Below are 26,257 nucleotides of genomic sequence, written 5' to 3'. Positions count from 1 at the left end.
CTATGGTAACTCACAAAGAACGATAGACACTTTGATGCGGCTTGACTGTCTTGGCGGTCTTCTCGCACGCGATGATATAGGCCCGCGCCGGACCAGCGCCACGCCACAACCGCTCACGGCGAGCCACGCGCTCCACACGACGCAACACCACAGGCGAAACCACCGACAAGCCATACCGCGCCAACACCTCATTACGCCACGCATCCAACCGCAGGCCACGCACCACACGCGGAGTCGAACGCACGCCCCTCAACCAACCATCCGCATACTTCCAATCACCACCCTCGTAAATATCCCGCGCCCAACGAGCCATGGGCCGATCGAACGGATACGGGCCGGCCGGCAACGGCGAAACATCAAACCGCGGATCGAACACCACCATCCGACGCCGCTCACGCGCCTCACGCTCCGCGACAGAGGGATCGGGAGCCGAAGCCGCCGCACGCTCCGCACGATGGAACTCCTCCATACGCTCACGCACACCAGAGGACACGAACCCGTCATCCGGCCTGCGCAACCCCTCACGCTCCAACAACGGATGAATACGATGATCCATCACCCACCGGTAACGCACCATGTTGAACGCCAGCACCAAGCACAACCCGATCGCCACCAGCACACCCATACCGGCAGCCAACAGCAACTCAATCACCGCAACCAACCCCTACGCTCATCCGCACCATGCAAATCAAAACGACCACGCCAATCCCACGGACCAACAAAACGCAAACCCAACAACAACGGAGAACACCACACCAGTATCATCCAAACAAGACCAATTGAATTCATCCGTTCAGACAACATTCTATCTTCAATCGACGAGCTATAAGCCAAATTCACACCATCCGACCAATAGCCCCATGTAGGCATAACCAAAAGCGACAACATTCCCAACAGGAACATAGTTCCCACAATCGGCCCACCGAACATATACCGCAACTCGGATGACCGCATCGAAGACGCGAACGCCAGCTCCTCCAACGAAGCCGGCACATACTCACGCATCCTGCCGAACACCAGACGGCAGAAACACCAATACAACAGGAAACCAGACAGCCACATCACCGCCAGGCACACGTCCATGTTCCACTCATCCACATACACGCCATCCGGACGCAAAAACCCCAGCAACACCACCTCACCACCACCGGACGAAGCCCCCTCCGGAACGAACAAGCCCACCACATCACGCACCACACGCGTCAACACCGGAACCAAACCCGCGGCGACAGTCCCCGACACCAACGCCGCACGAGTCCAACCCGCCACGGCCCTCACCCGCAACACACGCTTCCACGGCCGCCCCTCCAACGAATCCCAAAACACCTGAGAACCATCAGCCAAACGCCCAACCAACACAAACCGCAAAAACAACAACAACACCAATAATCACACATCCTTAGTACCCAAAGTTTCCTCGCAAGCTTGAAGGTACGCGCCGGCTGGGCCCATCTTGCGGAACAACGCAATACCACCGGCACGACGTTCAATGGCTCTGACAACATCCTCAGGCTGAGAATCCAAACCACAACGGAATAGCACTTCATTACGCCATGCATTCAGTCTCGCAGAGCGCACGTCGCCGCTAACATCATTACCTTCAACCCACCGATCCGCGAGCCGCACATCACCAAATTCAAACAAATGCCGAGCATTCAAAGCCTCGGCACCAGCATCATACGGACCCGAGGGCAACCGCATGGTTTTTGGGACAGACGCGTGTGACGGCTGCACATTAATCTCAGGAGAATCAACAAGTGAATCCACTGAATTGACATCATGATTCGATGCATCCTTTGCAACAGACTCACGAATCACTTCAGCATCAGCATCCATCCTCGTTGCGGCTTTACCGTAATGCTCCTCCACATCATCAGCGACCCCGGAAGACACCCATGGATCATCCGCTTTACGCAAGCCCTCTTTAATCAGCATTGGATGAATACGCTTCTTCATCAACCTGTAGTAGCGGAACATGTTAAACGCGAAAGTAAACGCAATAGCAGGCGCTGACAGCACGCCGATAGCGAGCACCATGATAAGAATCATAGAGAGCTTCATCAGAACTCCGCTCCAAATCTCCGACGCACTTTACATTCAATATATGGCACAAACAATATCAACAGGGAAAAAATATAAGCTGATATGAAAAACCAGAACCAGCCCCACGCCCACGGCGAATCATAATGGTTAAACCATGGCTGATTATCGACAATGGAGATTGTGCACATATACCACGGTATGCCCCAAAGAGAAAATGCGAAGAACGGGTACAAAACCGAGTGCCCCATCTCATAACGAGTAAAGCCTGCCAACCGAGAAGTAGCAAAGGCGACCTCCCACATCGATGCAGGAACATATTCCTCCCGATGGATACCGAATACAAGCCAGCAAAACACCCAATACAGGAAATACGCCAAAGCAAGGCCGCATAGCGCCGCGATTATACTCCCCGTCCGCTTATCAAGCGAAAACACCGGCATCAAACCCTGAATCCACAACCACGCCCGGATATCATCGACGATCGGCAACAACGAAACCAGCCATCCAAGCAAACGAAGTACCAACAACAGCAACGGAGCCAAACACATCACAACAACTGTATTGCGTAAACTCTCTCCAGGCTCCAGACGCCGTGCAATAGGACGTTTCACCGCCTTGCCCTCGCGCGTATCCCAAAACACACGCGTCCCATCAGCCAGCCTTCCCAACAGCACATATCGCATAAACAACATATGTCACTCATCCCAGAAGGATAGTTCATCGGCAAAATTACCTAGGAAATCGCCCTCTTCCCCGCGATGAACCGCGGTATCGTATGCCGCATCGGCAGCTGATCCTCCACCATCACATGCACGAATTATCCCTGCACCAGTCATGCTACAGGCCTTGAGATAACCAACGGCAGCACCTCGCCATCCATGGAAGCACTCCGGCAAAAAGCCACCGCACTTGCAACCGAAGCATCAACCATGAGCCCTCCCCCTTGAAAAGTAAGCAATACGATACCCCGCAGATGTTTCCCAACCACCGACCACAGAAGGAGTTCAAACCAAATTCAACAAGAATTCACCTACGAAGATACTTGATGAGGGCTATGCGCACACTTGCAATAACGCTCTTGCAGCGGGCCAACGTACCAGTTTCATAGATTCAGCAAAGTTGGCCCGTGCGCCGATTTGAAGCGTTTTTCAGAAATGGCTTCATTCCGCCATTTTTGACTCAACCGGCACCGGGCCAACATAATGAAAAAACGAGAATCAACACGTTCGCCCGCCCAACACCGGGACAGCACGGATGAAACGAGCGAATCTGCATAATGGCCCGCCCAACAACGGGATTATCCTTACAAATCAGCAAATTCCTCACGTTGGCCCGTCAACTAGCACGCCAACAAACTTGGTTTCGCCCATCTCCTTACAGCTGGTAGATAAACGCCACGACCATCATTATCGACAACAGACTCTCGAACGTGACGGCAGAAGCGAACGCCCACATCCAACGCGCCTCACGCTTGGTACGCACGCACCACGCGGCGGCGGAAAGCTCATTCGGTACAACCAAGCCCAGCAGGACCGCCAACATAAGAACGCCAAGAACCGTCTCACCACCCGCGGGGAGGAGACCACGCAGCACCCCGATGCCCAGACAAACCGTCGGCGTCATCGCGTACATGACCCTGGACCAGAGGGAATCCTTCGTCGATCCACGACGCAGCACGCCGCCAACCGTGCACCACAGCACAATCACAAGCAGCACAGCAACGGTCGAGCCAATCACGCCGGGCAGCATGGAAAGCAAACCGTTGCTGGAAGGCATTCCATACAGCGTCCCATTCTTGAACAACCGCCACCACATGAGGCTCTGACCGGCGGCGTTCCCAGGAAGAATCGCCCACACCATAACCATCAGCGTAAGCATTACCGCTACAAACGGCCACACCCACCTATGCCCATCCAACAACTTGCCCGCAGCGGCCAGCATAACCATGATCGCAGGCGCGAGACCACCAAGCGCGAACACCGGAATCAGAACAAGCACACCCCACCAAGTGGCGCCCGTAATTCCCAACCACGCGAGCACGCCCGGCGAACCCAACTTATCACCGGTCTGAGCTGCATACAACGCATGCGGAAACGCGAGCACCACCATACCGGCGACCAGCACGAACACGCGCCACAACAAGGACCACACGCTCGCAGCCCGGCGCCCCGGCCCGGCAACCGGTATGCCACCGCAAGCCGTGGCGAACAAACCATAACGCTCATAATCATCGTCAGACAAAGAACTGCCAGACCGGGCAACATCTACGTCCACGCCACTAGAAGATGAGGAAGAACCCTGGTTATCGGACATTCCTACTCACCCAGCTTCCTCGTCGAATACGAAACATCAACACCAGACAACGACACCTCACCGTCAGGCAACGGATGCTCACGAACACGAATCCCCGCCTCACGATCACCGCCAAGCCAACCCTCCTCATCGGCCTGAGCATCTTTAATGCTGACCGTAGAATCACGTCTATCGCAACCTTCCCCTGGACGAGCATTCACTTCATACAGCACGCCGACACCATTCATCTTCATAGAATAAGCAGCATCAGCGAGCAAAACATTGTACGGATAATAGCCATCGAACTCAATCCGAGTCACACCCGAATAATATTTCACGACCTTACGCGCCAAGCATTCCTCTGTCTGACGCACCGCCACAGCCTCACGACGAGCCAGATACCGGGGCACCTCAACCACAGCGAAAATACTGCCCGCCGTCACAGCAAGCACCCACACCACCACCAACACCCACACCACAGCCAACCGACGACGATCCGACACCGAATCAGAAACGGTTCCCTTATACGCAGACGATGCCCCTTCAGGCACCAGACCAAACCCCTCCGGCACAAAAGACCGGTTGGAGCCACTGCCGCCATCAGAACGCGTAGTATCATCCCGCTCAGCCATCACATTGCTTCCTTCTCCAACGATTTCATCCCGCACATAACCTGCAATCTCCTGCATCAGCCGCTTCAATTATCTATTTATCTATTTCCACAGTGGAATAGATAACCTTTACATCATCCAGGGAAACATCAGATATTGCCAAGGCCTTCTTACGCAACATAGCTCCCGAAGACTTATCACCTCCCAGCCAGCCTTCGTTATACGCCTGCACATCTTTGATGTCATCACTGGAAGTCTGCAAATCATGCGAAGCACCTGGCTTCCCAGCAACATGCCAAACATTCTCAACACCGTTGACCGAAGCAAAATACGAGGTATATCCGCTCCCGTTGTAGGAATACCCGGTAAACGTAATCTCGTTGATGCCACTATAGTTCGCCACCATGGTCTTGGCTATGAACTCCTCGGTTGTCTCAACACTCCGAGCTGTGTTTTCTTCTCGACCACTAGTCGAATGGCCTACGAAAGCAATCCAACCGAACACTGAAAACACAAGAACAATAGCCGCAACAATTCCGCCTATAACGGCAATAACAATATAGGTGTGATCACGATTATTGTTCGATCTATCACGCATAACCAATCAATCCTCCACCATCACAGACAATTATCAGCCCAAACGTACAAGCCGTGCGTGCATATTACCGAAGCGCAATACATCGCCGGCAGCCATGCTCACACGAGCCAACTTCGGCAATTGTGTCCGCGAACCATGCGATTCCAACCATGTGCCATTGGAGGAATCGCAATCCATGACCCATACCTGCCCCATGGAGGTCATGCCGAATTCAAAATGCCGACGGGATATCTGTTGGCTCGGGTCATGCAGCAATGCGAATGCATCATATCCATCACGAGCAGTCACCGGCATACGTCCAGCACCGCATCGAGCTGTAACTGCCACACGCTGCCCATCCGAAAACTCCATTACGAAACCATGCAGCTGCTGCGCTTCGTGCGGAGTCTGCCGGCCAGCGCGGAATCGTTGCTGTGTAGTTGCAGGAACTGATGGCAATGGACGAGCGATCCGCTCCACTGCTGCACGATCCCACTGCACTCGAATGCTCGACTGGCTCATGCTTGGCAGGGTCGGTAATTCTCGGTATATCTGCGCCGGCTTGATCGCTGTGATGATACCGGATGCTTTCTTCCTATGAAATAACGGGAACACGGTGCATCACCTTTTCTTTTGCGGTATCGGAGGCATTTGGGTTGGCAAAGGTATTGCGTCATCTTTGGGCATGGGCGGCATCGGCATCTGTGGCGGAACCGACTGCTCCCACTGCTCGGAAAGCTCAGACTGCTTGAGCGACTGAGACTGTGCCATACCAGTTCGTGCGCCTCCGAGCTGATGATTGCTCTCTCCCGGCACGCTCAATGCCACCTGCATCGTAACGGACAAGCCACCAAGATGAATGAATCCTCGCCCAGCAGGCATATCAGCGGACAAATCAGCTCGCCGCAATCGAATATTGATGAGATCTTGATATATCACTTCGTCTGGTTTCAACATCACACCTTGGCGAAGAGTCTTAATCTTGGAACCCCAATTGCCGAATCCTGTGGGGAATTCCGCAATATCACCAGCGAACACAAACCCGGCACCAGTACCTTCAATCACACCTATTTGTGATTGCAACCAATCCGAAGCAGGAATGTCCTTCAACAACTGGCAATCATCGAAGACGAACAGCATGTGCGAGTCGTCGGCATGCGAAGACAACAGATCTTCGGTAACGTCCGATGGTTCAGTGATAACCTGATCCACGCCAGACGCGCCCTCAAACTTACGCAAATCATTGTTCTTCGGAGCGACAATCACCACATGGTATCCGCCGAGCAATGCACCGTTGACTATGGTGACCAGCATTGAGGTCTTGCCGCTTTGCTGCGTGCCATAAATCGGCAGCATCGGTGCCTCACCTGGATCAAACAATATCGGCTCGTTATCCTCACCGCCGATGCCCAGCGGAATCCGATATTTATTACCATGTTCAGGCAAGAATTCATCGCCATATTCACGAATGCACTCGTGAACTTGCTCAAGCGAAAGCTCCTGAGGAAGTTGTTCCACCCGGAACGGCATTACCGCACGAGGCAAATCATGGTCTCGTCCAGCTTTCAGTTCAGCTCCGGTGGCACGAATCAGTTCAGATTCCGCTTGGCCAGAGAGTCCTTGGCGGATTTGCGCTACCTGTATTTCCGCTCCGTCTTCGGAACGATATCCTCTACCGTCCGGAATGTTTTCCGGTACGTCACGCGAAGACATACCAACTTCCGTATAGTCGGAAGGATCCACCAAACGTAGCAACACCTTACTATCAGACAGCACTGCCATGCGTCCCGCCAATAGCAGATGATCACCAGTCACAATAAAGTGAATACCCGAAGACGGCCCCTCCCTCATTAATATCTGAAGACGTTCAATCAACGAACCGCCATCGTACCCTTGGAAAAACGAATTAAATCCATCCCAGGAGTCCAACATCACGAGGATATGCGGGAGTTCTCCGTTCTGTTGCGCGGATTCGCTGCCGTTGTATTCATCAATGCTGCTGAACCCATCCTTGGAAAGCATGCTGGAGCGATGCTTGGCTTCCGCTTCCAGTTTGCCAATCAGACGTTCGATTTTCTGGGTTTCACTGCGCAGTGCCACCGCGCCGACGTTCGGCAGTGCGGAGAGCGGCGAAATCGCACCGTTGCCGCCGTCGATGCAATAGATATGCAGCTTACGCGGCGAGTATGCCACGCTGCCTGCATACGCGATGGTGCGCAAGGCTGTGGATTTGCCGGAGCGCGACGTACCGACGATAAACATGTTGCCGAACGAGCTGGCATCAATAGTCACAGCTTGCTGTTGCTGCTGTTGTGGGTAATCGCCGAGCGCGAACGGAATCACTACATGCCCGGCAGACTGCCCAGGCTGCTCACTGGACTGCCCGGACTGCACCGCGGCCTGCAAACGCTGCAAATCCAACTGTTCCGGCAGTGCTGGCAGCCACGGTTGGCGTTGCTTCGGAATACGTTCACGCTCTGCTACCTTGTTGATGGCATCCACCAAGACTTTCAAGTCAGTTACATTCACATCGCCTTTGTCTTTCTTGGCCCTCGGGCGTTGTGGCGCAGGCTCGCCCAGTTGGGAGAACGCCAGCGAACGAATAAATGGCGCTTGCGAGCGCCCCGCATTCTTGGCTGTTGCCGGATTGATGTATCGGCCGCCGACTCGCGCCGATTGGAATGGAATCAAAGAGCTGGACCCCAAACGCACCACGGCTCGTCCCGGCGTGGATTTGGAAATCAGTGCGGCATCCTTGGCATCAATCACGTCCTGGCTTTCCGAGGCATCGGTCATACGCAACGCAATACGCAAATTGGTGTTCGCGCGAATCTCCGGAGAGACCACGCCGCCAGGGCGCTGTGTGGCAAGCAGCAAATGGATACCCAAGGAACGGCCTCGTTGCGCAATATTGACCAAGCCGGTCACAAAATCCGGCAGTTCGCGAGCCAGTGACGCGAACTCATCGATAACAATCAGCAGACGCGGAATCTCCGGCAAACTGGGCTTCGCCTCACGCATATCGATGTAATCTTCCAAATCCTTGGCTCCGGCCTTGGCCAGCAGATGCTCTCGATAGTTGAGTTCGGCACCGAGCGAAGTCAGTGCGCGGGAGACCAGATGATTATCCAAATCGGTGACCATGCCCACGGTATGCGGCAGTTTCACACAATCCTTGAACGCGGCACCACCCTTGTAATCCACGAGCACAAAGTTCAGCGCTTGAGGCGTATTGGCTACGGCGAGCGAAGCCACCAACGACTGTAGGAGCTCGGATTTACCGGAACCGGTGGTGCCACCAATCAAACCATGCGGACCATCTTTGGCAATATCCAAACCGAACGGACCATCCACAGACTCACCAATCAGGCAAGACGTGGAACGCGGATACATGGCCCAGCGAGCCTCAATCTGATCGGGAGTTGGTGTGAGGTTCAGCAAATCCAATAACCGGCTCTGATCCGGTATGCCCGTCTGGCCTTCAGATGGGCTGCCATCCTCGATTGGTGCCAAGGCTCCGCCAACGGCACCCAACCAATCAGAGGAAACCAAGTCGGGCATGATATCGAACACGTCGTCGGCAATGTTGCTTTCCACTCGTAGATTGCTATCCGTAGCAGTAATCACCGTCTGGCATTCCTCAGGCAGCATGCGTTCGTCAGTATCGATGCACAGCGAATACATGCCCAACGCCGGACCTTCCTGAAGCAGTCGAATCACACCCGGCATGGAGCGCAGCACATGCGCACGCTCCATAATGACCACCACGGCGGAGCCCACCCAGTGTTTGACCGATTGCCGTTTCTTTTCGCTGGCTCGCTCATCGAGCACGGCAACGAGTTCGGAGATGCGTAACGCCAGATCATCCGCGGTGACTGCCATAGTGCGCAATGTATTCTGGCCGGAATGCGGCGTGAATTGTGGGAACCATTGGGCAAACGACCAGTCGATGCCACTGAAATCGCTCTTGTGGTTGTGGTCATTCATACGTGGCGTCAATAAATACAGTGCCAAATCTCGAGTGGAGTGCAATGCTGCCATTTGCGCAGTCATCCATGAGACCACCGGGTAGAGAACTTCAGCATTACCGGTGCATCCCACACACCCGGCTTCCGGCAGAGAGACAGTGACTGGAAAATTACGCAACCGCCAATGCTCGATACGCTCAAATTCCATTTTTTGCGGATCTTCGAGCGTGATATGTGAGTCAACCGTGCCGGCTCCCACGCGTAATCTCAGCCATGATTCATCAGTGGAACGCCGATTCCACAACCGTTTGGTATGACGGGCGCAAATATCCAACACCTGCGTAGGATCCGGGTATTCCAAACGCGACTGGGCTTCTTCGGCATCCACGGCTTTGCTCGCTTCGGCCCGAATACGCTTGGAATTCTCATGGAAGCGTTTCATCTGTTTCTTGTAGCGTTTCTTGCCTGCATGATTGCCGGACACGTACGAGCCAATCATCATTACCGGGCTCATCAAGCCAAACATCAGATATGTATAGCTTTTCAGCAACACGCACATGCCAACGGCCATCACCAGCGGTAGCAGACTGGCCATTAATGGGATCGGCATTTTTTCAGGCTTCGTCGGCTCCACTGGCAACACAAATTTACGTTGTTTGACTACTTCACGGATTTTCGGAGGCCGGGCGAACAGCCAGTGGCCTTCCGACTCGTGCGTATCTACCGGCACCGAGGTTTCGCGTCCGTGCGTGACTTCCACAATGCACTCCGGCAGTACGACCTCGGTATCATTCTTGAGCGTTACCGGTTCAATGGCTTCTTTGCCATTGATGAACACGTTGGAATGAATTTCCCTCTTGCGACGACTATACCAATGCTCACGCTTTTTGTACTTGCCTTCACTCACATGTGGAATCATGCGCACATCGCCGTCCGCTCCCACATCGAGCATGAAATCCGCATTCATGGAATTCTTCTCAGGGTCAAGCAACGAGCTGATGGACATGGTGCCTTGGGATACATCGTAGATAGCTCCAGCGTTCACACCACTCACAAAACGCAACTGCACAAAGCCATCGTTGTTATCGGTATTGGCATACGGGTTCATCACTTTGGCTCCGCGACCCATGAGCGAAAGCCAGGAGCCTTCATGTAGTTCGCATTGGCCAACCGTGGTGTCTGGCGTTACGGTTTTGCCATCGACCGCTATTCCCAGGGTTTCCAACTCACCTTGTGCACCTGTGATATTCGACAACGACGGCATGATTGACGATAGCGGCGTGGTATCCGACGCTTCCAAATATGCGGTGAATCGGGTGCCTGCTGTGGCATCGTGAACCGTGACCAAACCCTTCATATCTTGCCCTTCTCTTTCTGTTCCATCCCCATCATGGCGGTCGTCTATCGCTGTTCACGCCATGTTCAGCAGCTGTTCAATGTCTCAGGAAATGCACAACGGGCTGGTCTGACAGTTATCAGACCAGCCCGTTGCGGTGTGTGATTATTCAGTTATGTATCGGCTGTGCGCCGCGCGTTGCCTGCCGCTCGCTACTCGCGTTCGAATGGGTTCTTGCGGTAGGCGAACTGCTTCTTGCGCTGTGCAACCCACACGATGATTCCTGCGATGGCTGCCAGCACCAGCAGCAGGGCGAAGATCATCATGTTGCGAATCCACGCGGTATGGGTGGCGTATTGCCACCAGTTGGATGCCACATAGATGTTGTCGTAGGTGGAGGTTGCTTCGTTGCCAGCCTGATCGATTGTATGAATCACAATCTCATGGCTGGTAGCGTCGGCGTCCAGGTTGAGGCTCGGCGTGGACTTCAACAGTGCGTCGCCCTTCCAGCTGCCCTTCGGCTGGCCATCCACATAGACTTCGGTGGACTTGATGCCCATGTTGTCCTTGGCATCCACCGAAACCGAGTGACCGCTCTGGCTGTAGTATACGGAACCGGAGCGCAGGCCCAGCAGGGATGCGGTCGGCGCGGTGGTGTCGATGGCGAAGTTCACTTCGGCATTGTTCTTGCGGCTGGCATCCTTGTTGTTCATCGTGTTCTGAGACAGGTTGCCTGCCTCGTCCACGGACTGCACCTGCACGCGGTAGAAGCCGTCGGCGTTGAAGTTGGATGCTGGCACCGTGTAGGTGGTGCTGCTCCAACCCTTGTCGTCGTTGGTCTTCGTGGTGAAGTCCTTGCCCGCGTTCAGCGTGTTGGCCTTATCATCCTTGGCCACCACGATCTGGCGCGCATCCGGCTTCAGGCCGGAGACGTTGATCTCGGTAATCACCACGTTTTCGGCCTTCTTCAGGTACGTACCCCTCAGGCTCGTGGTGCCTGCATCGAACAGGTAGGTGGAGCCGAAGCGGTTCACGGAGAAGGTCTTCTGGGTTTCGAACGCGTTGCCGGCCATGTCGGTGGCGGTGGCCTTGATGGTGTACACATCATCAAGCTGCACCTTGCGTTCGAAGTCCTTGAAGTCCACCGTACGGGTGTTGTCCGTGTTGGTGGTGGTGTTGAGCGGAATCTCCTTGTCCTTCAACTCACCACGGTGGCTGCCGGTAATCGTGTAGTTCACGTGGCTCATGTCGATATTCGTATCGTCATAGTCGATGAGCGGAGCCACAGTGCCCGCGTATGCGGTCTTGTTCTCCACGCGTTCGATCTTGACTTGCGGCTTGGTCTTATCGATCACGAACTCCGGTTCGCTCACTTCCTCGGCCACGTTACCGGCCAAATCGGTGGCATTGGCCTTGATGGTGAAGTGCGCTTCGGTGGTGAATGCCACGGTGTTGGTCCACTCGGTGGATTCGCGTTCGCCACCGGTGCGGCTCCAGCCGGCCGGGCTCGGCGCGGTGATGTCTGCGCCGTTATCATCCTTGGCGGTTACGGTAATCACCGATTCGCTTTCGGAGAAGTTACGCTCCACTTCCTTGACCGTGGCGTGACGATCGGCGGCATAGTACATGCCGTTCTTCGCGTTGTTGTTGTCGAAGGTGAGCGTGAGCTTCGGCGCGATGGTGTCCACCGTGAACTCGGTGTGATAGGTCACTGCCGGGTGCAGTACGTCGGCAAAGCTGGCGTCCACGGTCCAGTCGCCATCCTTATCCGCCTTGAACTGCGCGGTGTAGGTCTTGCCATCGTCCTTGGCCAGTGCCTTGAAGTCCTTCAGCTTGACGGTCTGCTTGGTGCCATCCACATCCGTGGTCACGACTACGCGGTCGCCGTCGCGCTCCTGAATCAAATCGAGGTTGGATTCGACGATGGTCACGGTACCGGTGCGGTGGGCCTTGTAGTACTTGCCGTTGCGCACATCGTTATTGTCGTAGGTCACGGCGAGGGTCGGAGCCACGTTGTCGATGACGATCTTCTCGATCTTGTCCTTGAAAGCGGACAGGTTGGAGAAGTCTCCTGTGGAGGCGCAGTTGCCGGCCATATCGCACACGGCAAGCGAAGTGCCATCGGCGTTCAGACGGAAGCTGTCAGCGTTCATCGTGAAGCTCATCGAGCCGGCTGATGGGTTGGACAGGTCGGCGTTGGTGAGCTTTACGCCACTGTTGTGGGTGTCGAAGCTCACAGCGTGATCGTTGTCGACATCGTTGCTACCGGCCTTGTCATCATCGCCCTGAGTAGTTGTGGCGAATGCCTTGGATGCATCATCAATGCCTGCAAGGTTATCGCCGATGCCGTTCAGCGTCACAGTTTCAGACTCAGCGAACAGCAGCTGCTTCCAGACCTTCTGATCCGGGTTGAGCGCTATCTGGCCGAGCGTCGGCTTGGTCCAATCGATGATGAAATCATCACGACCGTTAATCAACTTGCCGGCTTCCGGCTTGGCCGCATCACTAGGATTGTCGTAGAAGCCCTTGTATTGGAGCTTTACTTCATACGTGCCTTCCTGCACAGCCGTTTCGCCGCGCTTGCGCACGTTCTTGGAGATGGTCCAGTTGTAGCCGTTGGAGTTCTTCCAATCAGTGTCGGACGGCTCGAGCTGCATGAACCCGTTCTGCGTGCCATCCACCTTGCTGCTGGCAAGCAAATCAGCATCCTTGATGCTGGTTCCATCAGGATACTTGGCCGTAGCATTCTGGGTAAGCGGGAACCACTTGTCGGTTACCGTGTAGGTGGCTTTCACATCGCCACGGTAGTAGCCGGCGTGATTGCCTTCCTTCTTGCCGGAGATGTCATCAAGCTGAATGGCGGAAACACTCGGCTTGGCACCCTTGGCGATGGCCACGACAGCATCCACGTCACCGGTCTTGGAGTTGGCCGTGACAGTGCCGCTATCATTGCCCACGTTATCGGTGGCTTGGATTTCCACGTCACTCAGATCGTAGTAACCATCCTCCGGCAGCGTTACGGTACCTACATAGGTGCCGTTCTGGTTGGATTGCTGCGCGATAGTGACGTTGACGTCTTCGGCAGCAGACACCAAATCCTTGGCCTTCTTGACCTTCGCGCTCACTTTCTGCACACCAGAGGTGTGATCGGTGCTCTGCGGATTTGCCCCCGTACGGTAATCCTTGACCGTCACGGTAAGGGTCTGCGGACCCACCGCGGCGAAGATCTTCTTGCCGTTGTATTCGGTATTGGCAGAGATGGCAGTGCCGTTCAGCGTGACGGATTCCACTTCCGGCTTGCCCGTATCCACACCGAATGCGTTGACGGCAGGGGCAAACTTGCCGAACAATGCAGTGAAGTACGAGGCATCGTTGTTCGCAGTGTACTGGTACCAGCCATCATCCTTCGGCTGGAAGGCAGCGGGGAAGGTCACCGTTGCAGAGTCACCAGTAGCCTTCACGGTGAGATCCTGATACGTCACCGTGGCGGCATTATCCGTGCCATTGAAGTTCTGGCTGAACACCTTAGTATTCTTATCAGCGGCAAGCACCGCGGCGATCTTCTCAGCCAAATAGTTGTTCTTAATGGTTACTTCGACCGTCGGTGCTGCACCATACCATTTAGCGCCGTTGACGTTCACTGCATCCTTGCCCTGCGCTGGAGTCACGGTAAACGTGGAGCTGGCCTTGGCAAGCTTGGCCATATCGGCAATAACCAGTTCCTTCGGCAGCGTGCCTCCGTCCGTTACACCGGTAACGGCAGTGTTCGCACCCTGGTTGCCAACCTTGTCGTTGACCTGGATCTTCATCTTGGAGAAGTCATACGTACCAGCCTGAGTGAACGTGGCGGTAACCGTATTGCCATTCGCGGTGATCTGCGGCTTCGGATCAGCGGCCTTGCCATCAGTGCCGGTGAAGGCACCGGTGGTGTCGAGCTTTACGTCGTTGACATCGAAGCCGGAACCTTGCTCGTCGACTGTAAAGGTCAGAGTTGCCGAAGCGTTGGCGTTGTTGGAGCCCAGCAGAATAGTGCTGGAGCCAGAGGTAAGCTCATCTCCATTGCCGGCGTATGCCACCTTGGTCACCGCCGGAGCGGTGGAATCGAGAGCAAACGTAGCGGACGCATTGTTCTGCAACTGCAATGCGGCGGTGTACTGGCCGTCGCCACTCAAGGTGGAATCAAACTTATACGCCACAGTGCCGTTGTTCTCAACTGTTGCCGTACCAGTCGGCGCAGTGGCACCAGCTGGAGCGGTGACCTTCACCAGCGGATCGGTGAGTGCCAAACGGTATGGCAATGTAGTTTGATTGCCACCGGTGATGCTCAGACCGGAAACCTTGGTGTAGTACTTGACACCGTTCACGTCAACCCCGGCATTCGGCTCACCGGTTACCGCAACCTTGTAGTTCTTGGCGGTATCAACCACAAGCGTATCCACGGCATTGGCAGTGCCCAGCAGTGTGGACAGCTTCGTGGGAGTCTTATTGCCGGCGGCATCAGTCACCACAACATTCAGATCAGCAACATTTGCCACCGTGTCAGCATTCGGCGTCCATGTAGCGGTCTTGCCGCTAGCAGTCAGGTCTCCCACGGTTTTGCCATCCGCGGAGACCAGCTGCACCTTGGCACCTGTCTCCACATTGGCAGCGAACGTGACATTCAATGCGGCGTTGCCGTCGGACAGCTGTACCTTCTTGCCGTTCACCGTGCCGGCAGTCCAGCCAGCGCCGAAAGCAGCAGCGGTCGGCGCGGCAGGAGCGGTGGTGTCATGAGTAAGCGTCGGCTTGGTGATGGTGCTGGAACCATCCTGTGCCACGAACTTATCGAGCGCCACCGGGGTCTCGCCCTTGGATGCATCGTAGGTTGGCGTATCCACGGCAACGGTGAAGTTCGTGCCGCTGGCACCATTCAACGCGAAAGCCGGACCATCCTGGGGCTTCACCTCATAGGAGCCCTCAACCGGCTTGCCGTCCTTGTCAAGCACCTGGCGGAAATCGCCATAGCGCACATTGAAACGACCTCCCAGCGGCTGGATATCCAGAGCAATGGCGGACTGGTCCTTGGCGTCACCCACATACTTGCCGGTGGTCTTGTCGAACGCGCCAGCCGGGAAGTCGGTGTAATTGGTGACAGTAATACCCAGACGGATGGAGGATGCGTTGGTGGCCGAGCCCAGCGGTTTGGCATCGTTAGGTACCACACCGTTCTTGGCCGCATACGCCTCAATCTTCATCGTCGGAGCAGTCGCGGCAACAGCTGCCGGAGCAGCGGCTGCGGCATCACTCTGAGCTTCGGCGTTCGCAGTGTCACCGGCCACCTTGGTCTCAGCCGAGTCGGTCTTGCCGTCAGTCGTGTTCTGATCGGTGGACTTGGCAGTCTCCTTCACCGGCGGGAAGGTACGCAACGACGTTGGATGATCGGCATCCTGAGTCTGCGCGGTGTCGGAATCATTCTTCGGCAGATTATCCGCCACGGCGAGCGGGGCGATGGAGACTGCACCAAACGTCAGTGCAGCCACGGCCACCACTGAGCCGAACAGCGGCTTCAGCCACGTACGAGTATTGGATTTCATCAGTGTTTCTTCCCTCCACGAACCAGAATGGTGCGGGATTCATCGTCATCGGACGGCTTATCAGTAGTCTTACGGAATTGCATCAGCGAAGTTTCACCTTCGTCAGCCAGCTCAGCGGCGGAAGCCATGGACACCGGAATCTCAACCACGGAGTCGGATTCGGACTGTTCCTTAGCCTGAGTCTTCTTGGCTGCAGCAGCATGGTTGCCATGCTTAGGCTTCGTACCGGTGCTGCCGTTCGGCACTGCAGACGGCTTGTCAGCCGCACGAGTCACGCCAGCATTGGTGGACGCCGAGCCACTGCCCGTGCCCGAACCGGTACCGGAACCAGTACCGGTTACCGGGCGGAACTCCATATCACTGGTTTCATGCGTACCAGTGGTGGTGTCAGCGCCCTTGCGGGCCTTGCGACGCTTACGGCCTTCGCCCAGCTCATCGGCGCGAGCCCACGAACCTGCGCGCACACCACGCAGTTGCGCAATCTCACGCTCAGCGGTCTTACCAGTCAGCGCATCGCGGACTGCCGGAATATTGAACTTGCGGAACAGCACTACGGCCACAGCTGCGAGAATCACCGCCAAGGCCAGGAAAATGACTGCCAGAGTCCTGTAGGTATCAGCGTTCACTTGGCATCCCCTTTAATATCAACGAAAGCGTTGGCAATGGCATCCTTAGTGGGCTGCTCGGCCTGCTTTGCGGATTTCTTGCTGGCGTCCAGTGCCTCGGTGGTGGACTGGGTTTTATCAGCGAGTGTGGAAGCGGCGTTGGCCAAATCAAGCATCGACTGCTGCTTGATGCCATCCGCACGGAACTTACGCGGGTAGACGCGCAACGCGTCCAACGTCAAGTTGGCGGCTTCCAGACGAATCACTTCGTTGTCTTCCTTGTTCGCCGCGCTTACCAGATCATTGAGCTTGGTGAAGTACGGCTTGTATTTGCCGGAATCGGAACCCTGATTGATCAACGGCACGATCTGCGTATTGAAGTCGGCAATGTCGGCGTAGATCTTGGCGAGCTTCGCATCCTTGAAGCTGCTGTCTGCCGCAGCATTGTGCATCCACTGGGAGGCGGCGCGAATACGGGCGTAGCGTTGCGGATCGGTATTGTTCGCCGTATCCTTGCTCGCCATCTTGGTGCCGGAATAGTAGTACCAATACATGCGGCCGGTGTCGTAGCTCAGCTGTGCCCAATCATTCTGGTTCTTACGAAGATCAGTGGCATGCTGGCTCAGTAGCTCGTTGTACAGCTGCTCTTCATCATCGCTGAAGTCACTGTCGAGCGTGTAGCGCTTGATCAGCTCCTCATACGGCTGGATTGCGGTCGGCTTAATCTGAGCCGCGCGCACGTATGCGGCCTCAGCAGCAGATGCATCAGAGTTCTGCGCACCCTGCGACATCCAGTAGTCGTAATCCGTGTTGCGCGCATGGTTGGACAGCAGCAGGCAGCCGCCGGCGAGCGCCAAGCAGACCACCGATGCGATGGCAGTACCGAGGAAACCGCGCCACTTGCCGACCAAAGCCTTGCGAGTGGCCTCATCTTCCTCGCGGTAATGCTTGAGCGCGTAGGCGAAGTCAGCGCAGGACTGGTAGCGTTCGTCCGGATTCTTGCGGGTCGCCTTCTCGATAACCGCTTCCAAGCCTTGGGAGAGTTCCGGCTTGATCTGGCGGATCGGCACGATGCCGTTCTTGCGCGGGTGCGAGCCGGTGAGCAGATAGAACAAGGTGGCGCCCAGCGCGTAGATATCAGTACGGGCATCCACGTGAGCGTTCTCATCGAACTGTTCGGGAGCGCCGAAGCCAGGCGTGCCAAGCTGGCGATCATCACCGATCAGCGGCTTGCTATCCGCACCATCATTCTTGCCAATCTCCAGCGCAATACCGAAATCGATAAGTTTAATGGCACCCTCAGGAGTGAGCATCACATTGGAGGGCTTCATATCGCGGAAAATCACCGGATGCTTGCGGCGGTGCAGATAGTCGAGCACATCGCACAGCTGGATGCCCCAGTCGACCACATCGTCTTCGTCCTGCGGGCCTTCCTTCTTCAGAATGCTCGACAGCGTGCGGCCTTCCACGTAGTCCATGACCACGAACAGGCTGCCCTTTTCCTCGATCAAATCCACGATACGTGGGATGGCGGGATGGTCGAAGCGCTTAATCATGTTGGCTTCGACGGTCAGGCTCTTAATCACCAGGTCGCGTTGCACCGGATCGGAGACGTTCTTAATCTCCTTGATGGCCCACTGCTTGTTCAGCGAGGAATCCATCGCCAGATAGACGGTGGACATGCCACCCTTGCCGATCTGGGTCAGAATCTTGTACCGCTTACCGACCACTGTGTTCAACTCCACCATAGGTGGTCCTCCAACACTGTCTCTCTCGTATTGCTCGTCTGTATGAGCATCAGACACGAAAACCACCATGAAGATGCCTACAGCCCCATGCTTCCTAACCGTACTCTGAGCACTGTCCCAAATTCAGCAAACCCACTGTGATTTGTACTACTTTGATTACTTTTTTGTAATTTTTGGGTGCTTGCCGGGCGCTGGTGTGCATTGTGCAGTCGCGCAGTTAGCGGTCAGCGTGGGTTCACAGTCAACATGGGTTTGCAGTCAACGTGGGTTTGCAGGAGTGCCGTCGTTCTCTGCTTTGGCTTCATCAAGGGGTACTTCCTGCGGAGATTGAATCTGCGGAAGCACATATCGATCAACAATGCGCCTGTATTGATGACCATTCATTATGCACATTTCAAAAAAGATAAACATCGAAACTATTGCTGTCACTATGACAATTCCAATAAATTCAACCATCCTGCATCTCCGCTTAACTCACATTTTCATTGCCTAATTACTGAATTTCCTTGCTTCTTTTCACGTTTTATATGAGGAAGGAACCATAACTGAATCATGGCAATCGCTCCCCATGCGAGCAAAGCAATAAGAGGAGTAAAAAACACATTTTGCACCCACTCATTCCGCCACCATTGCTGGCGCGTAACCCATCCGTTAAAGACAAGCCAGATAAGCATCCCCCACATATACCACAGCAGCAAAGCACGCATCCACCATGAACCAAGAGTGCGCCGCATTACAGAAACCGAATTAAGATAAGCTGCAGTCACCTGACTCATAGTGGCCGTCTCATTATCATCGGAAAACAAGAATGCCGCATATCCAACATTCATAAGCCATCCAAGTAATAATCCGAGGCCAAAAGCAATCACTATACCGGGTAAAGGCAAAGTTCCAGGAAAAATAGCGTTCAACGGCAAGTATCTCAGACCGAGCGGGATGCAAGCCATAGCAATAATAAACAGCAAGATCAACAAATACATGCGAGCGACGCCTTTATCATATCGGTCTTCGAGCAAGGTGCGAGACCTGCCATGCCGTCCTGCAACCGGTTTCTGATTGGCGATTGGATTATCCGCTTTGTCTTTTAGTTCCCGACGCAGTCTTCTACGTAACCTTTTCGGATAGCTGTCTATAGCGACGAACCGCTTGTCCTTATTATCCCAAGCCACCAGCTTTTGCCCTGATGCACCCATGAAATAGTATCGATGGATTTTCAACATACGCTTGCCCTCACGGTGTTCATGCGAGTCGTACATATTCGTGGCCACATTTCCAAGAACGGTACTTACTACACAACCAACAACAGCCCCAACTGCAGTTCCAACAATAGGAACAGATGACCCAACAATGGCCCCTGTGACTGTGCCAGCGGCTACGCCTGCAACTCCACCGACAACTCCGGAAGCTGTAGTAATGCCAGCGTGCCATTCCGCGTCTTGCCGGGCATCATGCTCACCGTATTTATCTACACGACTGTTATATGTAGCTCCATAGTCAAATATTCCACCAACGACAGAGCCGCCGACGGAACCTTTAATACCAACGCGAACGATATCTCCAACTGATGAGCCTAAAGCAGAACCAGTGATCTTTGGCGGATCATCAGGCCATAACGTGGGGACGTACTCGTCACCAGTTGCATATCCCACAGAATCAACCTTCTTAATCCAAGACTCTCCATGTTTTTGGAAATTCCAATAACGGGTTGAATGACGAGCGTGATTACGGCCGTAATATGCCAAGCCTGAATATCCACCAGCCTGAATTGCCATTAGTTCAGTCTGCCAGCGAGACAGATTCCCGTATTTGCGCCCCAATTCTTGGAACTCATCTTCGCAGTCTCTTAGTTCCCAGCTAGTTCTGAACCATTTTGGTCATAGTCCTCTTTGCAGTGCTTTACCTTCTTTATTTCCGAATCTAAATCTTCACGTGCCGAAGCAATAAGATCTTTGCAACTTTTTACCGTATGCGTGTATCTATCTACCTGGTCAGAGGCATCGTCACGAATCCGTACTTGACGACTGTATTCTTCATCAGAAGATGTCTTGCCTTGAGCCTGCAAGGTCTGCAATTGCCTTTGTGCTGTGCGGAACTTCGCTTGCTCACGGTGCAATGAGGAATACGCGCTATCTACATCTTTAGCGTATTTGTCAATGGACTTTTTGATTTCCATAGCCTTATTACATGCATTATCAGCTATGCGCTGATAATCTTCCAGCGCATATGCCCACGTGCTGAATACGCTTGCACCACTGTTATAGATATCTGCCAAAGTATAAGCAAAATTAACCGTGTGTTTGAGTTCGACATCAAATGCTTCAGCACTTTCGCCCTTGAAATGCGTATGTGAACCGCAGACTTGAGACAGAAATGAAGCTACTTGATTGCAGGTTTGACTTCTCGTAACGCATTTGAGATACGCCTCATACAAAGACTGGCAATCGCCTGGTACAGGATCTGCATCCTGTTCCACTGCCGACCAATCCAATCCTGTCGTACGTAGTCTAAAATCGCCCATGGGTCTTCCTGCTTTCGTTTTTCGGCGCAACACAGTCACCTGAAATCTCTACAGACAATTTGCCGTCGACCTCTGAAGTCGAAACCACAACTTGGTCCAGAAAGTTTTCAAGACGTGCCATCATTGCAAGAAATACCAACGTTTCACCAGCACTTCCTTCGATGAAAGTACTGACTTTTGCAGCAAGTTTCTGCTGCCCAACAGATGCAGAAGACAGCTTCAACGCATCTGTGATGGCATCCACTTGGTTTGACGCATCGTGCAATGATGAACCTAGCGACTGCAGTTCGCTGTCGTCTACACCCATTGATGTTGCTGTTTGCATAGAGCCTTCCCTTCGTAAGTTGCTCTTGCTAGTTAACAATGTAGTGCTATTTGTTGGCTGATGCGTTACAGAATTGCAATACCGGGCCAACGCTGCAATATAATCGCTAATTTCATAGTGGCCCGATGCTTAGCGGGCCAACGTGCGTTTTCGGGGCTTCTTAGCGCGTTGGCCCGTTGGCGAGCGGGACAACATGGTTTATTAAGGCTGTTCCACTATGGTGGCCCGCATGGTGAAGACTACAAAACATTGAAAATAAGCCATTCTTGGATTTTGGGCTATTTTGGGGCTCCGGTCCAACATGATTCCAAGAACGTTTTTCTCATAATGGCCCGCTACAGGCCGATAATTGCATGCGCATGGAGCATACAACCTACTGAAGTATGTGAGAGATGCAGCACATGAGGCACATAGCCGTGTTTCGCATCAATACTGCATGCGATCAGATGTAGTCAGCCCCGTATTTCAACTACAAAAAGGTCTGGCGTGAACCCGTGTGATGCACAGGTTCACGCCAGACCTTCAAACAATGCTCGTTGAGAGTAAGTCCTTATTTATAGCACTTACTCTCAGCTGCTATTGCTCTTACTGCTGATCGGAGCCGCCGAGCGGATCGGACGGATCGGTCTGATCAGTGTAGAAATCATCCGGGTTGAAGTCGTCGCCGAGCTTCAGGTCACCGAACTCAAGGTTCGAGAAGTTCAGGTCAGACAGGTCGGAGTCGGAGAAGTTCGCATCGCCAAGATCGCTGTCGCCACCCAAGCCGAAGTTCGGATAGATGGTGTCGCGGATGGCCTTGTCGGGCTCCACCACAGCGTTGCGGTAACGGGCGAGGCCGGTACCAGCCGGGATGAGCTTACCGATGATGACGTTCTCCTTAAGACCCTTGAGGTCATCGACCTTCTCGGAGAGTGCGGCTTCGGTGAGCACGCGAGTGGTCTCCTGGAAGGATGCGGCGGACAGCCAGGAATCGGTGGCCAAGGATGCCTTGGTGATACCCATGAGCGCCGGACGACCGACGGCAGGCTTGCCGCCGTTCTTGACCACGTTGCGGTTGATCTCGCGGAAGCGTGCGTTGTCCACCAGCTCACCAGGCAGCAGATCGGTGTCGCCGGAGTCGATGATGGTGACGCGGCGGGTCATCTGGTGCACGATGACCTCGATGTGCTTGTCGTGGATATCCACGCCCTGGGAGCGGTACACGGTGTGCACTTCCTCCACGATGTTCACCTGAGCGGCACGCTTGCCGAGGATGGTGAGGATCTTCTTCGGATCCACAGAACCTTCGACCAACTGGGTGCCGACCTTGATGTGGTCGCCATCGGCAACCTTGAGCGGCACGCGCTTGGACACCTGGTAGGTGATCGGCTTGATGATGCCGTCTTCCTTCGGAGCGCCGGAATCAGCGTCCGGGGTCAGGATGATCTGGCGTCCGCGGTCGTTCTCCACGATCTTGATGGTGCCGGCGAACTCGGTGATCGGAGCCTCACCCTTCGGGGTACGGGCTTCGAAAAGCTCGGTAACACGAGGAAGACCCTGGGTGATATCGGATGCGGCGGCCACACCACCGGAGTGGAAGGAACGCAGCGTCAGCTGGGTACCAGGCTCACCGATGGACTGGGCGGCGACGATACCGACGGTCTCGCCAACATCGACCAGGGTGTTGGTGGCCAGAGACCAGCCGTAGCACTTGGCGCACACGCCGCGCTTGGATTCGCAGGTCAGCACGGAACGGCACTTGACTTCCTCCACGCCGTGGGCAACGAGATCGTTGAGCACGTCCATGGACAGAGCGTCGTCACGCTTGTACAGCACGGTCTTGCCGTCAGCCGGGTCGATGACATCGGCGGCGAGCAGACGGGAGTACGGGCCACCGTCGGCGGCCTTGACCAGGGTCAGGTTGCCGTCGGCGTCGCGATCGGCCACGCGAATCGGCAGACCGGCCTTGGTGCCGCAGTCTTCCTCGCGCACAATCACATCCTGGGAGACGTCCACCAGACGACGGGTCAGGTAACCGGATTCTGCGGTACGCAGTGCGGTATCGGCCAGACCCTTACGTGCACCGTGCTGGGAGATGAAGTACTCCAGCACGGACAGGCCGTCACGGTAGTTGGACTTCACAGGACGAGGAATAATCTCACCCTTCGGGTTTGCCACGAGGCCTCGCATACCTGCAATCTGGTTGATCTGCATCATGTTGCCTCGTGCACCAGACTGCACGATGATGGCCAGGTTGGAGGTCGGGTCGAACTTGTCCTCGACTTCCTTGGACACTTCAGCGGTGCATTCGGTCCACAGGTCGATGAGTTCCTGACGGCGGGCTTCCTCGGTCAACAGACCCATCTCGTAGTTGGCGTTGACCTTATCGGCCTTGGCCTCGTACTCGGCGATCTTCTGGTCGCGCTCCGGCGGCTCGTTCACGTCGGAGAAGGCGAAGGACACACCGGACCACGGTGCGCGGGTGAAGCCGAGATCCTTCAGGGCATCCAGCGTCACAGCCACCTGCTGGGTGGAGTAGCGCATAGCGATGTCATCGACGATCTTGGACAGACGACCCTTGGCCACCTGCTCGTTGACGAACGGGTAGTCGGTCGGCAGAGTCTGGTTGAACAGGATACGACCGTAGGAGGTGGCGAACAGCACGGTGCCATCGTGGAAGCGCTCTTCCTTGGCAACGTCGGTTTCGCCGTCGCGCGGATCCAGCACCTTGACCTCGCCCGGCTCCCAGTTCTTCGGCAGCACGAAGCTTGCAGGCAGACGCATGAGCACCTTGGCCTGCATGTCGATCTCGTGGCGGTCGAGAGCCATTTCGGCTTCCTCGAGGGAGGAGAACACGCGGCCCTGGCCCTTGGCGCCCTCGATGACGGTGGACAGGTAGTACAGACCGAGAATCATATCCTGAGAAGGCATGGTCACGGTGTGGCCGTCTGCCGGCTTCAGAATGTTGTCGGAAGCCATCATCAGGGAGCGGGCCTCAGCCTGGGCTTCGGCGGACAGCGGCAGGTGGACTGCCATCTGGTCACCATCGAAGTCGGCGTTGAAGGCGGCGCAGGCCAGCGGCGGCAGGTGGATGGCCTTGCCTTCCACCAGGATCGGCTCGAATGCCTGGATACCCAGACGGTGCAGCGTAGGTGCACGGTTGAGAAGCACCGGATGCTCGGAGATGACCTCTTCGAGCACGCCCCACACCTCGGAGTCGCCGCGGTCCACGAGACGCTTGGCGGACTTCATGTTCTGAGCGTAGTTGAGGTCCACAAGGCGCTTGATGACGAACGGCTTGAACAGCTCGAGGGCCATCGGCTTCGGCAGACCGCACTGGTGCATGCGCAGGGACGGGCCGACCACGATCACGGAACGGCCAGAGTAATCGACTCGCTTACCGAGCAGGTTCTGACGGAAACGACCCTGCTTACCCTTGAGCATGTCGGACAGGGACTTGAGCGGACGGTTGGAAGCACCGGTGACCGGGCGACCACGACGGCCGTTGTCGAACAGGGAGTCGACGGCCTCCTGGAGCATGCGCTTCTCGTTGTTGAGCATGATCTCCGGAGCGCCGAGCTCGATCAGTCGCTTCAAACGGTTGTTACGGTTGATCACACGACGGTAGAGGTCGTTCAAATCGGAGGTGGCGAAACGGCCACCGTCGAGCTGCACCATCGGGCGCAGATCCGGCGGGATGACCGGGATCACGTCGAGCACCATGGCCTCCGGCTTGTTGCCGGTGGTCAGGAAGGCGTTGACGACCTTCAGACGCTTCAGCGCCTTGGTCTTACGCTGCTCGGATGCGTCCTTGATCTCTTCGCGCAGTTCCTTGGAAATGGCTTCGAGGTCGAGGGACTGCAGACGCTTCTTGATGGCTTCAGCACCCATGCAGCCGTCGAAGTAGTCGCCGTAGCGATCCTGCATTTCACGCCACAGATCCACATCGTCGACCATGTCGCCGGGCTTGAGCTTCTTGAACTTGTCGAAGACAGCGTCCACGCGGGCGATCTGGTCGTTGTAACGGGTGCGGATGGCGGCCATGTCGCGCTCGGCGCCGTTGCGCAGCTTGGCGCGGGCCGGTCCCTTGGCTTCGCCAGCCTCTTCGAGGGCGGCGAGATCCTCTTCCACCTTCTTGGCGCGGGCTTCGATGTCGGAGTCACGGCGCTGCTCAAGGCGGGCGATTTCGGAATCGAACTCGTCCTGCAGACCGGGCAGATCGTTGTGGCGCTGCTCATCGTCCACTTCGGTGACCATGTAGGAGGCGAAGTAGATCACGCGCTCCAGGTCCTTCGGGGTGACGTTCAGCAGGTAGCCCAGACGGGAGGGCACGCCCTTGAAGAACCAGATGTGGGTGACCGGTGCGGCCAGCTCGATGTGGCCCATGCGTTCACGGCGCACACGGGAGCGGGTCACTTCGACGCCGCATCGCTCGCAGACGATGCCCTTGAAGCGCACGCGCTTGTACTTACCGCAGGCGCACTCCCAATCGCGGGTCGGGCCGAAGATCTGCTCACCGAACAGACCATCCTTCTCCGGCTTCAGAGTACGGTAGTTGATGGTTTCAGGCTTCTTGACCTCACCATGGCTCCAACCGCGAATATCGTCCGCGGTGGCCAGGCCGATGCGAAGCTTGTCAAATGCGTTGACGTCCAGCACTTGTTAATCCGTTTCTGTTCTTG

Annotated in this window: 17 protein-coding genes; all 17 read right to left on the bottom strand. The window is 55.3% G+C overall.

What is annotated here, in order from left to right:
* Nucleotides 1-10: 10 nt before the first annotated feature.
* The 17 genes from JS530_RS03090 to JS530_RS03010 all read right to left on the bottom strand — a co-directional run bounded on the left by JS530_RS03090 (nt 11) and on the right by JS530_RS03010 (nt 26,234).
* A complete protein-coding gene (locus JS530_RS03090) occupies nt 11-652 on the bottom strand; it encodes a hypothetical protein (protein WP_214375757.1) in 642 nt (213 codons plus the stop codon).
* Entirely contained in the window at nt 649-1,386 is a 738-nt protein-coding gene (locus JS530_RS03085) for a hypothetical protein (RefSeq protein ID WP_214375756.1), read from the bottom strand. Before JS530_RS03085 ends, JS530_RS03090 begins: the two co-directional genes overlap by 4 nt.
* A gap of 3 nt (nt 1,387-1,389) precedes the next feature.
* Nucleotides 1,390-2,049 (bottom strand): hypothetical protein, encoded by a 660-nt coding sequence (locus JS530_RS03080; RefSeq protein ID WP_214375755.1) that lies wholly within the window; start codon nt 2,047-2,049, stop codon nt 1,390-1,392.
* An 11-nt stretch (nt 2,050-2,060) separates the two neighbouring features.
* Nucleotides 2,061-2,735: a hypothetical protein gene (locus JS530_RS03075; protein ID WP_214375754.1), complete on the bottom strand. Its 675-nt coding sequence runs from the start codon at nt 2,733-2,735 to the stop codon at nt 2,061-2,063.
* Between the two features lie 682 nt (nt 2,736-3,417).
* Nucleotides 3,418-4,284, bottom strand: coding sequence for a hypothetical protein (locus JS530_RS03070; RefSeq protein WP_214375753.1), 867 nt, complete (start codon nt 4,282-4,284; stop codon nt 3,418-3,420).
* Nucleotides 4,285-4,358: 74 nt separating this feature from the next.
* Nucleotides 4,359-5,024: a hypothetical protein gene (locus tag JS530_RS03065; protein WP_214375752.1), complete on the bottom strand. Its 666-nt coding sequence runs from the start codon at nt 5,022-5,024 to the stop codon at nt 4,359-4,361.
* Nucleotides 5,025-5,040: 16 nt separating this feature from the next.
* A complete protein-coding gene (locus tag JS530_RS03060; protein ID WP_214375751.1) occupies nt 5,041-5,544 on the bottom strand; it encodes a hypothetical protein in 504 nt (167 codons plus the stop codon).
* A gap of 33 nt (nt 5,545-5,577) precedes the next feature.
* Nucleotides 5,578-5,871, bottom strand: a complete 294-nt coding sequence (locus JS530_RS10905) for an FHA domain-containing protein (protein ID WP_214375750.1) — start codon at nt 5,869-5,871, stop codon at nt 5,578-5,580.
* A 273-nt stretch (nt 5,872-6,144) separates the two neighbouring features.
* A complete protein-coding gene (locus JS530_RS03050; protein ID WP_214375749.1) occupies nt 6,145-10,848 on the bottom strand; it encodes an FtsK/SpoIIIE domain-containing protein in 4,704 nt (1,567 codons plus the stop codon).
* A gap of 191 nt (nt 10,849-11,039) precedes the next feature.
* Nucleotides 11,040-16,400: an autotransporter outer membrane beta-barrel domain-containing protein gene (locus JS530_RS03045; RefSeq protein WP_214375748.1), complete on the bottom strand. Its 5,361-nt coding sequence runs from the start codon at nt 16,398-16,400 to the stop codon at nt 11,040-11,042.
* Entirely contained in the window at nt 16,400-17,026 is a 627-nt protein-coding gene (locus tag JS530_RS03040) for a hypothetical protein (RefSeq protein WP_214375747.1), read from the bottom strand. Before JS530_RS03040 ends, JS530_RS03045 begins: the two co-directional genes overlap by 1 nt.
* A complete protein-coding gene (locus JS530_RS03035; RefSeq protein ID WP_214375746.1) occupies nt 17,023-18,753 on the bottom strand; it encodes a serine/threonine protein kinase in 1,731 nt (576 codons plus the stop codon). The genes JS530_RS03040 and JS530_RS03035 overlap by 4 nt, the downstream gene beginning before the upstream one ends.
* A gap of 258 nt (nt 18,754-19,011) precedes the next feature.
* Complete coding sequence (locus JS530_RS03030) at nt 19,012-19,209, bottom strand: hypothetical protein (RefSeq protein ID WP_214375745.1); 198 nt, start codon at nt 19,207-19,209, stop codon at nt 19,012-19,014.
* A gap of 26 nt (nt 19,210-19,235) precedes the next feature.
* On the bottom strand, nt 19,236-20,495 hold the full coding sequence (locus JS530_RS03025) for a hypothetical protein (RefSeq protein WP_214375744.1): 1,260 nt from the start codon (nt 20,493-20,495) through the stop codon (nt 19,236-19,238).
* 101 nt (nt 20,496-20,596) lie between these two features.
* On the bottom strand, nt 20,597-21,271 hold the full coding sequence (locus tag JS530_RS03020; protein WP_214375743.1) for a hypothetical protein: 675 nt from the start codon (nt 21,269-21,271) through the stop codon (nt 20,597-20,599).
* Complete coding sequence (locus JS530_RS03015) at nt 21,258-21,596, bottom strand: hypothetical protein (RefSeq protein WP_214375742.1); 339 nt, start codon at nt 21,594-21,596, stop codon at nt 21,258-21,260. Before JS530_RS03015 ends, JS530_RS03020 begins: the two co-directional genes overlap by 14 nt.
* Nucleotides 21,597-22,181: 585 nt before the next feature.
* On the bottom strand, nt 22,182-26,234 hold the full coding sequence (locus tag JS530_RS03010; RefSeq protein ID WP_214375741.1) for a DNA-directed RNA polymerase subunit beta': 4,053 nt from the start codon (nt 26,232-26,234) through the stop codon (nt 22,182-22,184).
* Nucleotides 26,235-26,257: the final 23 nt, after the last annotated feature.

The organism is Bifidobacterium colobi, from assembly GCF_018555455.1.
In the GTDB taxonomy this organism is placed as follows: Bacteria; Actinomycetota; Actinomycetes; order Actinomycetales; family Bifidobacteriaceae; genus Bifidobacterium; species Bifidobacterium colobi.
This window is presented reverse-complemented; position numbering and strand designations above follow the sequence as displayed.

What these genes read in the sequence shown, in the direction of transcription:
- JS530_RS03080 (WP_214375755.1), bottom strand. Translation starts at nt 2,049, where the DNA reads ATGATTCTTATCATGGTGCTCGCTATCGGCGTGCTGTCAGCGCCTGCT.
- JS530_RS03075 (WP_214375754.1), bottom strand. Translation starts at nt 2,735, where the DNA reads ATGTTGTTTATGCGATATGTGCTGTTGGGAAGGCTGGCTGATGGGACG.
- JS530_RS03065 (WP_214375752.1), bottom strand. Translation starts at nt 5,024, where the DNA reads ATGCAGGAGATTGCAGGTTATGTGCGGGATGAAATCGTTGGAGAAGGA.
- JS530_RS03060 (WP_214375751.1), bottom strand. Translation starts at nt 5,544, where the DNA reads ATGCGTGATAGATCGAACAATAATCGTGATCACACCTATATTGTTATT.
- JS530_RS03050 (WP_214375749.1), bottom strand. Translation starts at nt 10,848, where the DNA reads ATGAAGGGTTTGGTCACGGTTCACGATGCCACAGCAGGCACCCGATTC.
- JS530_RS03045 (WP_214375748.1), bottom strand. Translation starts at nt 16,400, where the DNA reads ATGAAATCCAATACTCGTACGTGGCTGAAGCCGCTGTTCGGCTCAGTG.
- JS530_RS03035 (WP_214375746.1), bottom strand. Translation starts at nt 18,753, where the DNA reads ATGGTGGAGTTGAACACAGTGGTCGGTAAGCGGTACAAGATTCTGACC.
- JS530_RS03030 (WP_214375745.1), bottom strand. Translation starts at nt 19,209, where the DNA reads ATGGTTGAATTTATTGGAATTGTCATAGTGACAGCAATAGTTTCGATG.
- JS530_RS03020 (WP_214375743.1), bottom strand. Translation starts at nt 21,271, where the DNA reads ATGGGCGATTTTAGACTACGTACGACAGGATTGGATTGGTCGGCAGTG.
- JS530_RS03015 (WP_214375742.1), bottom strand. Translation starts at nt 21,596, where the DNA reads ATGCAAACAGCAACATCAATGGGTGTAGACGACAGCGAACTGCAGTCG.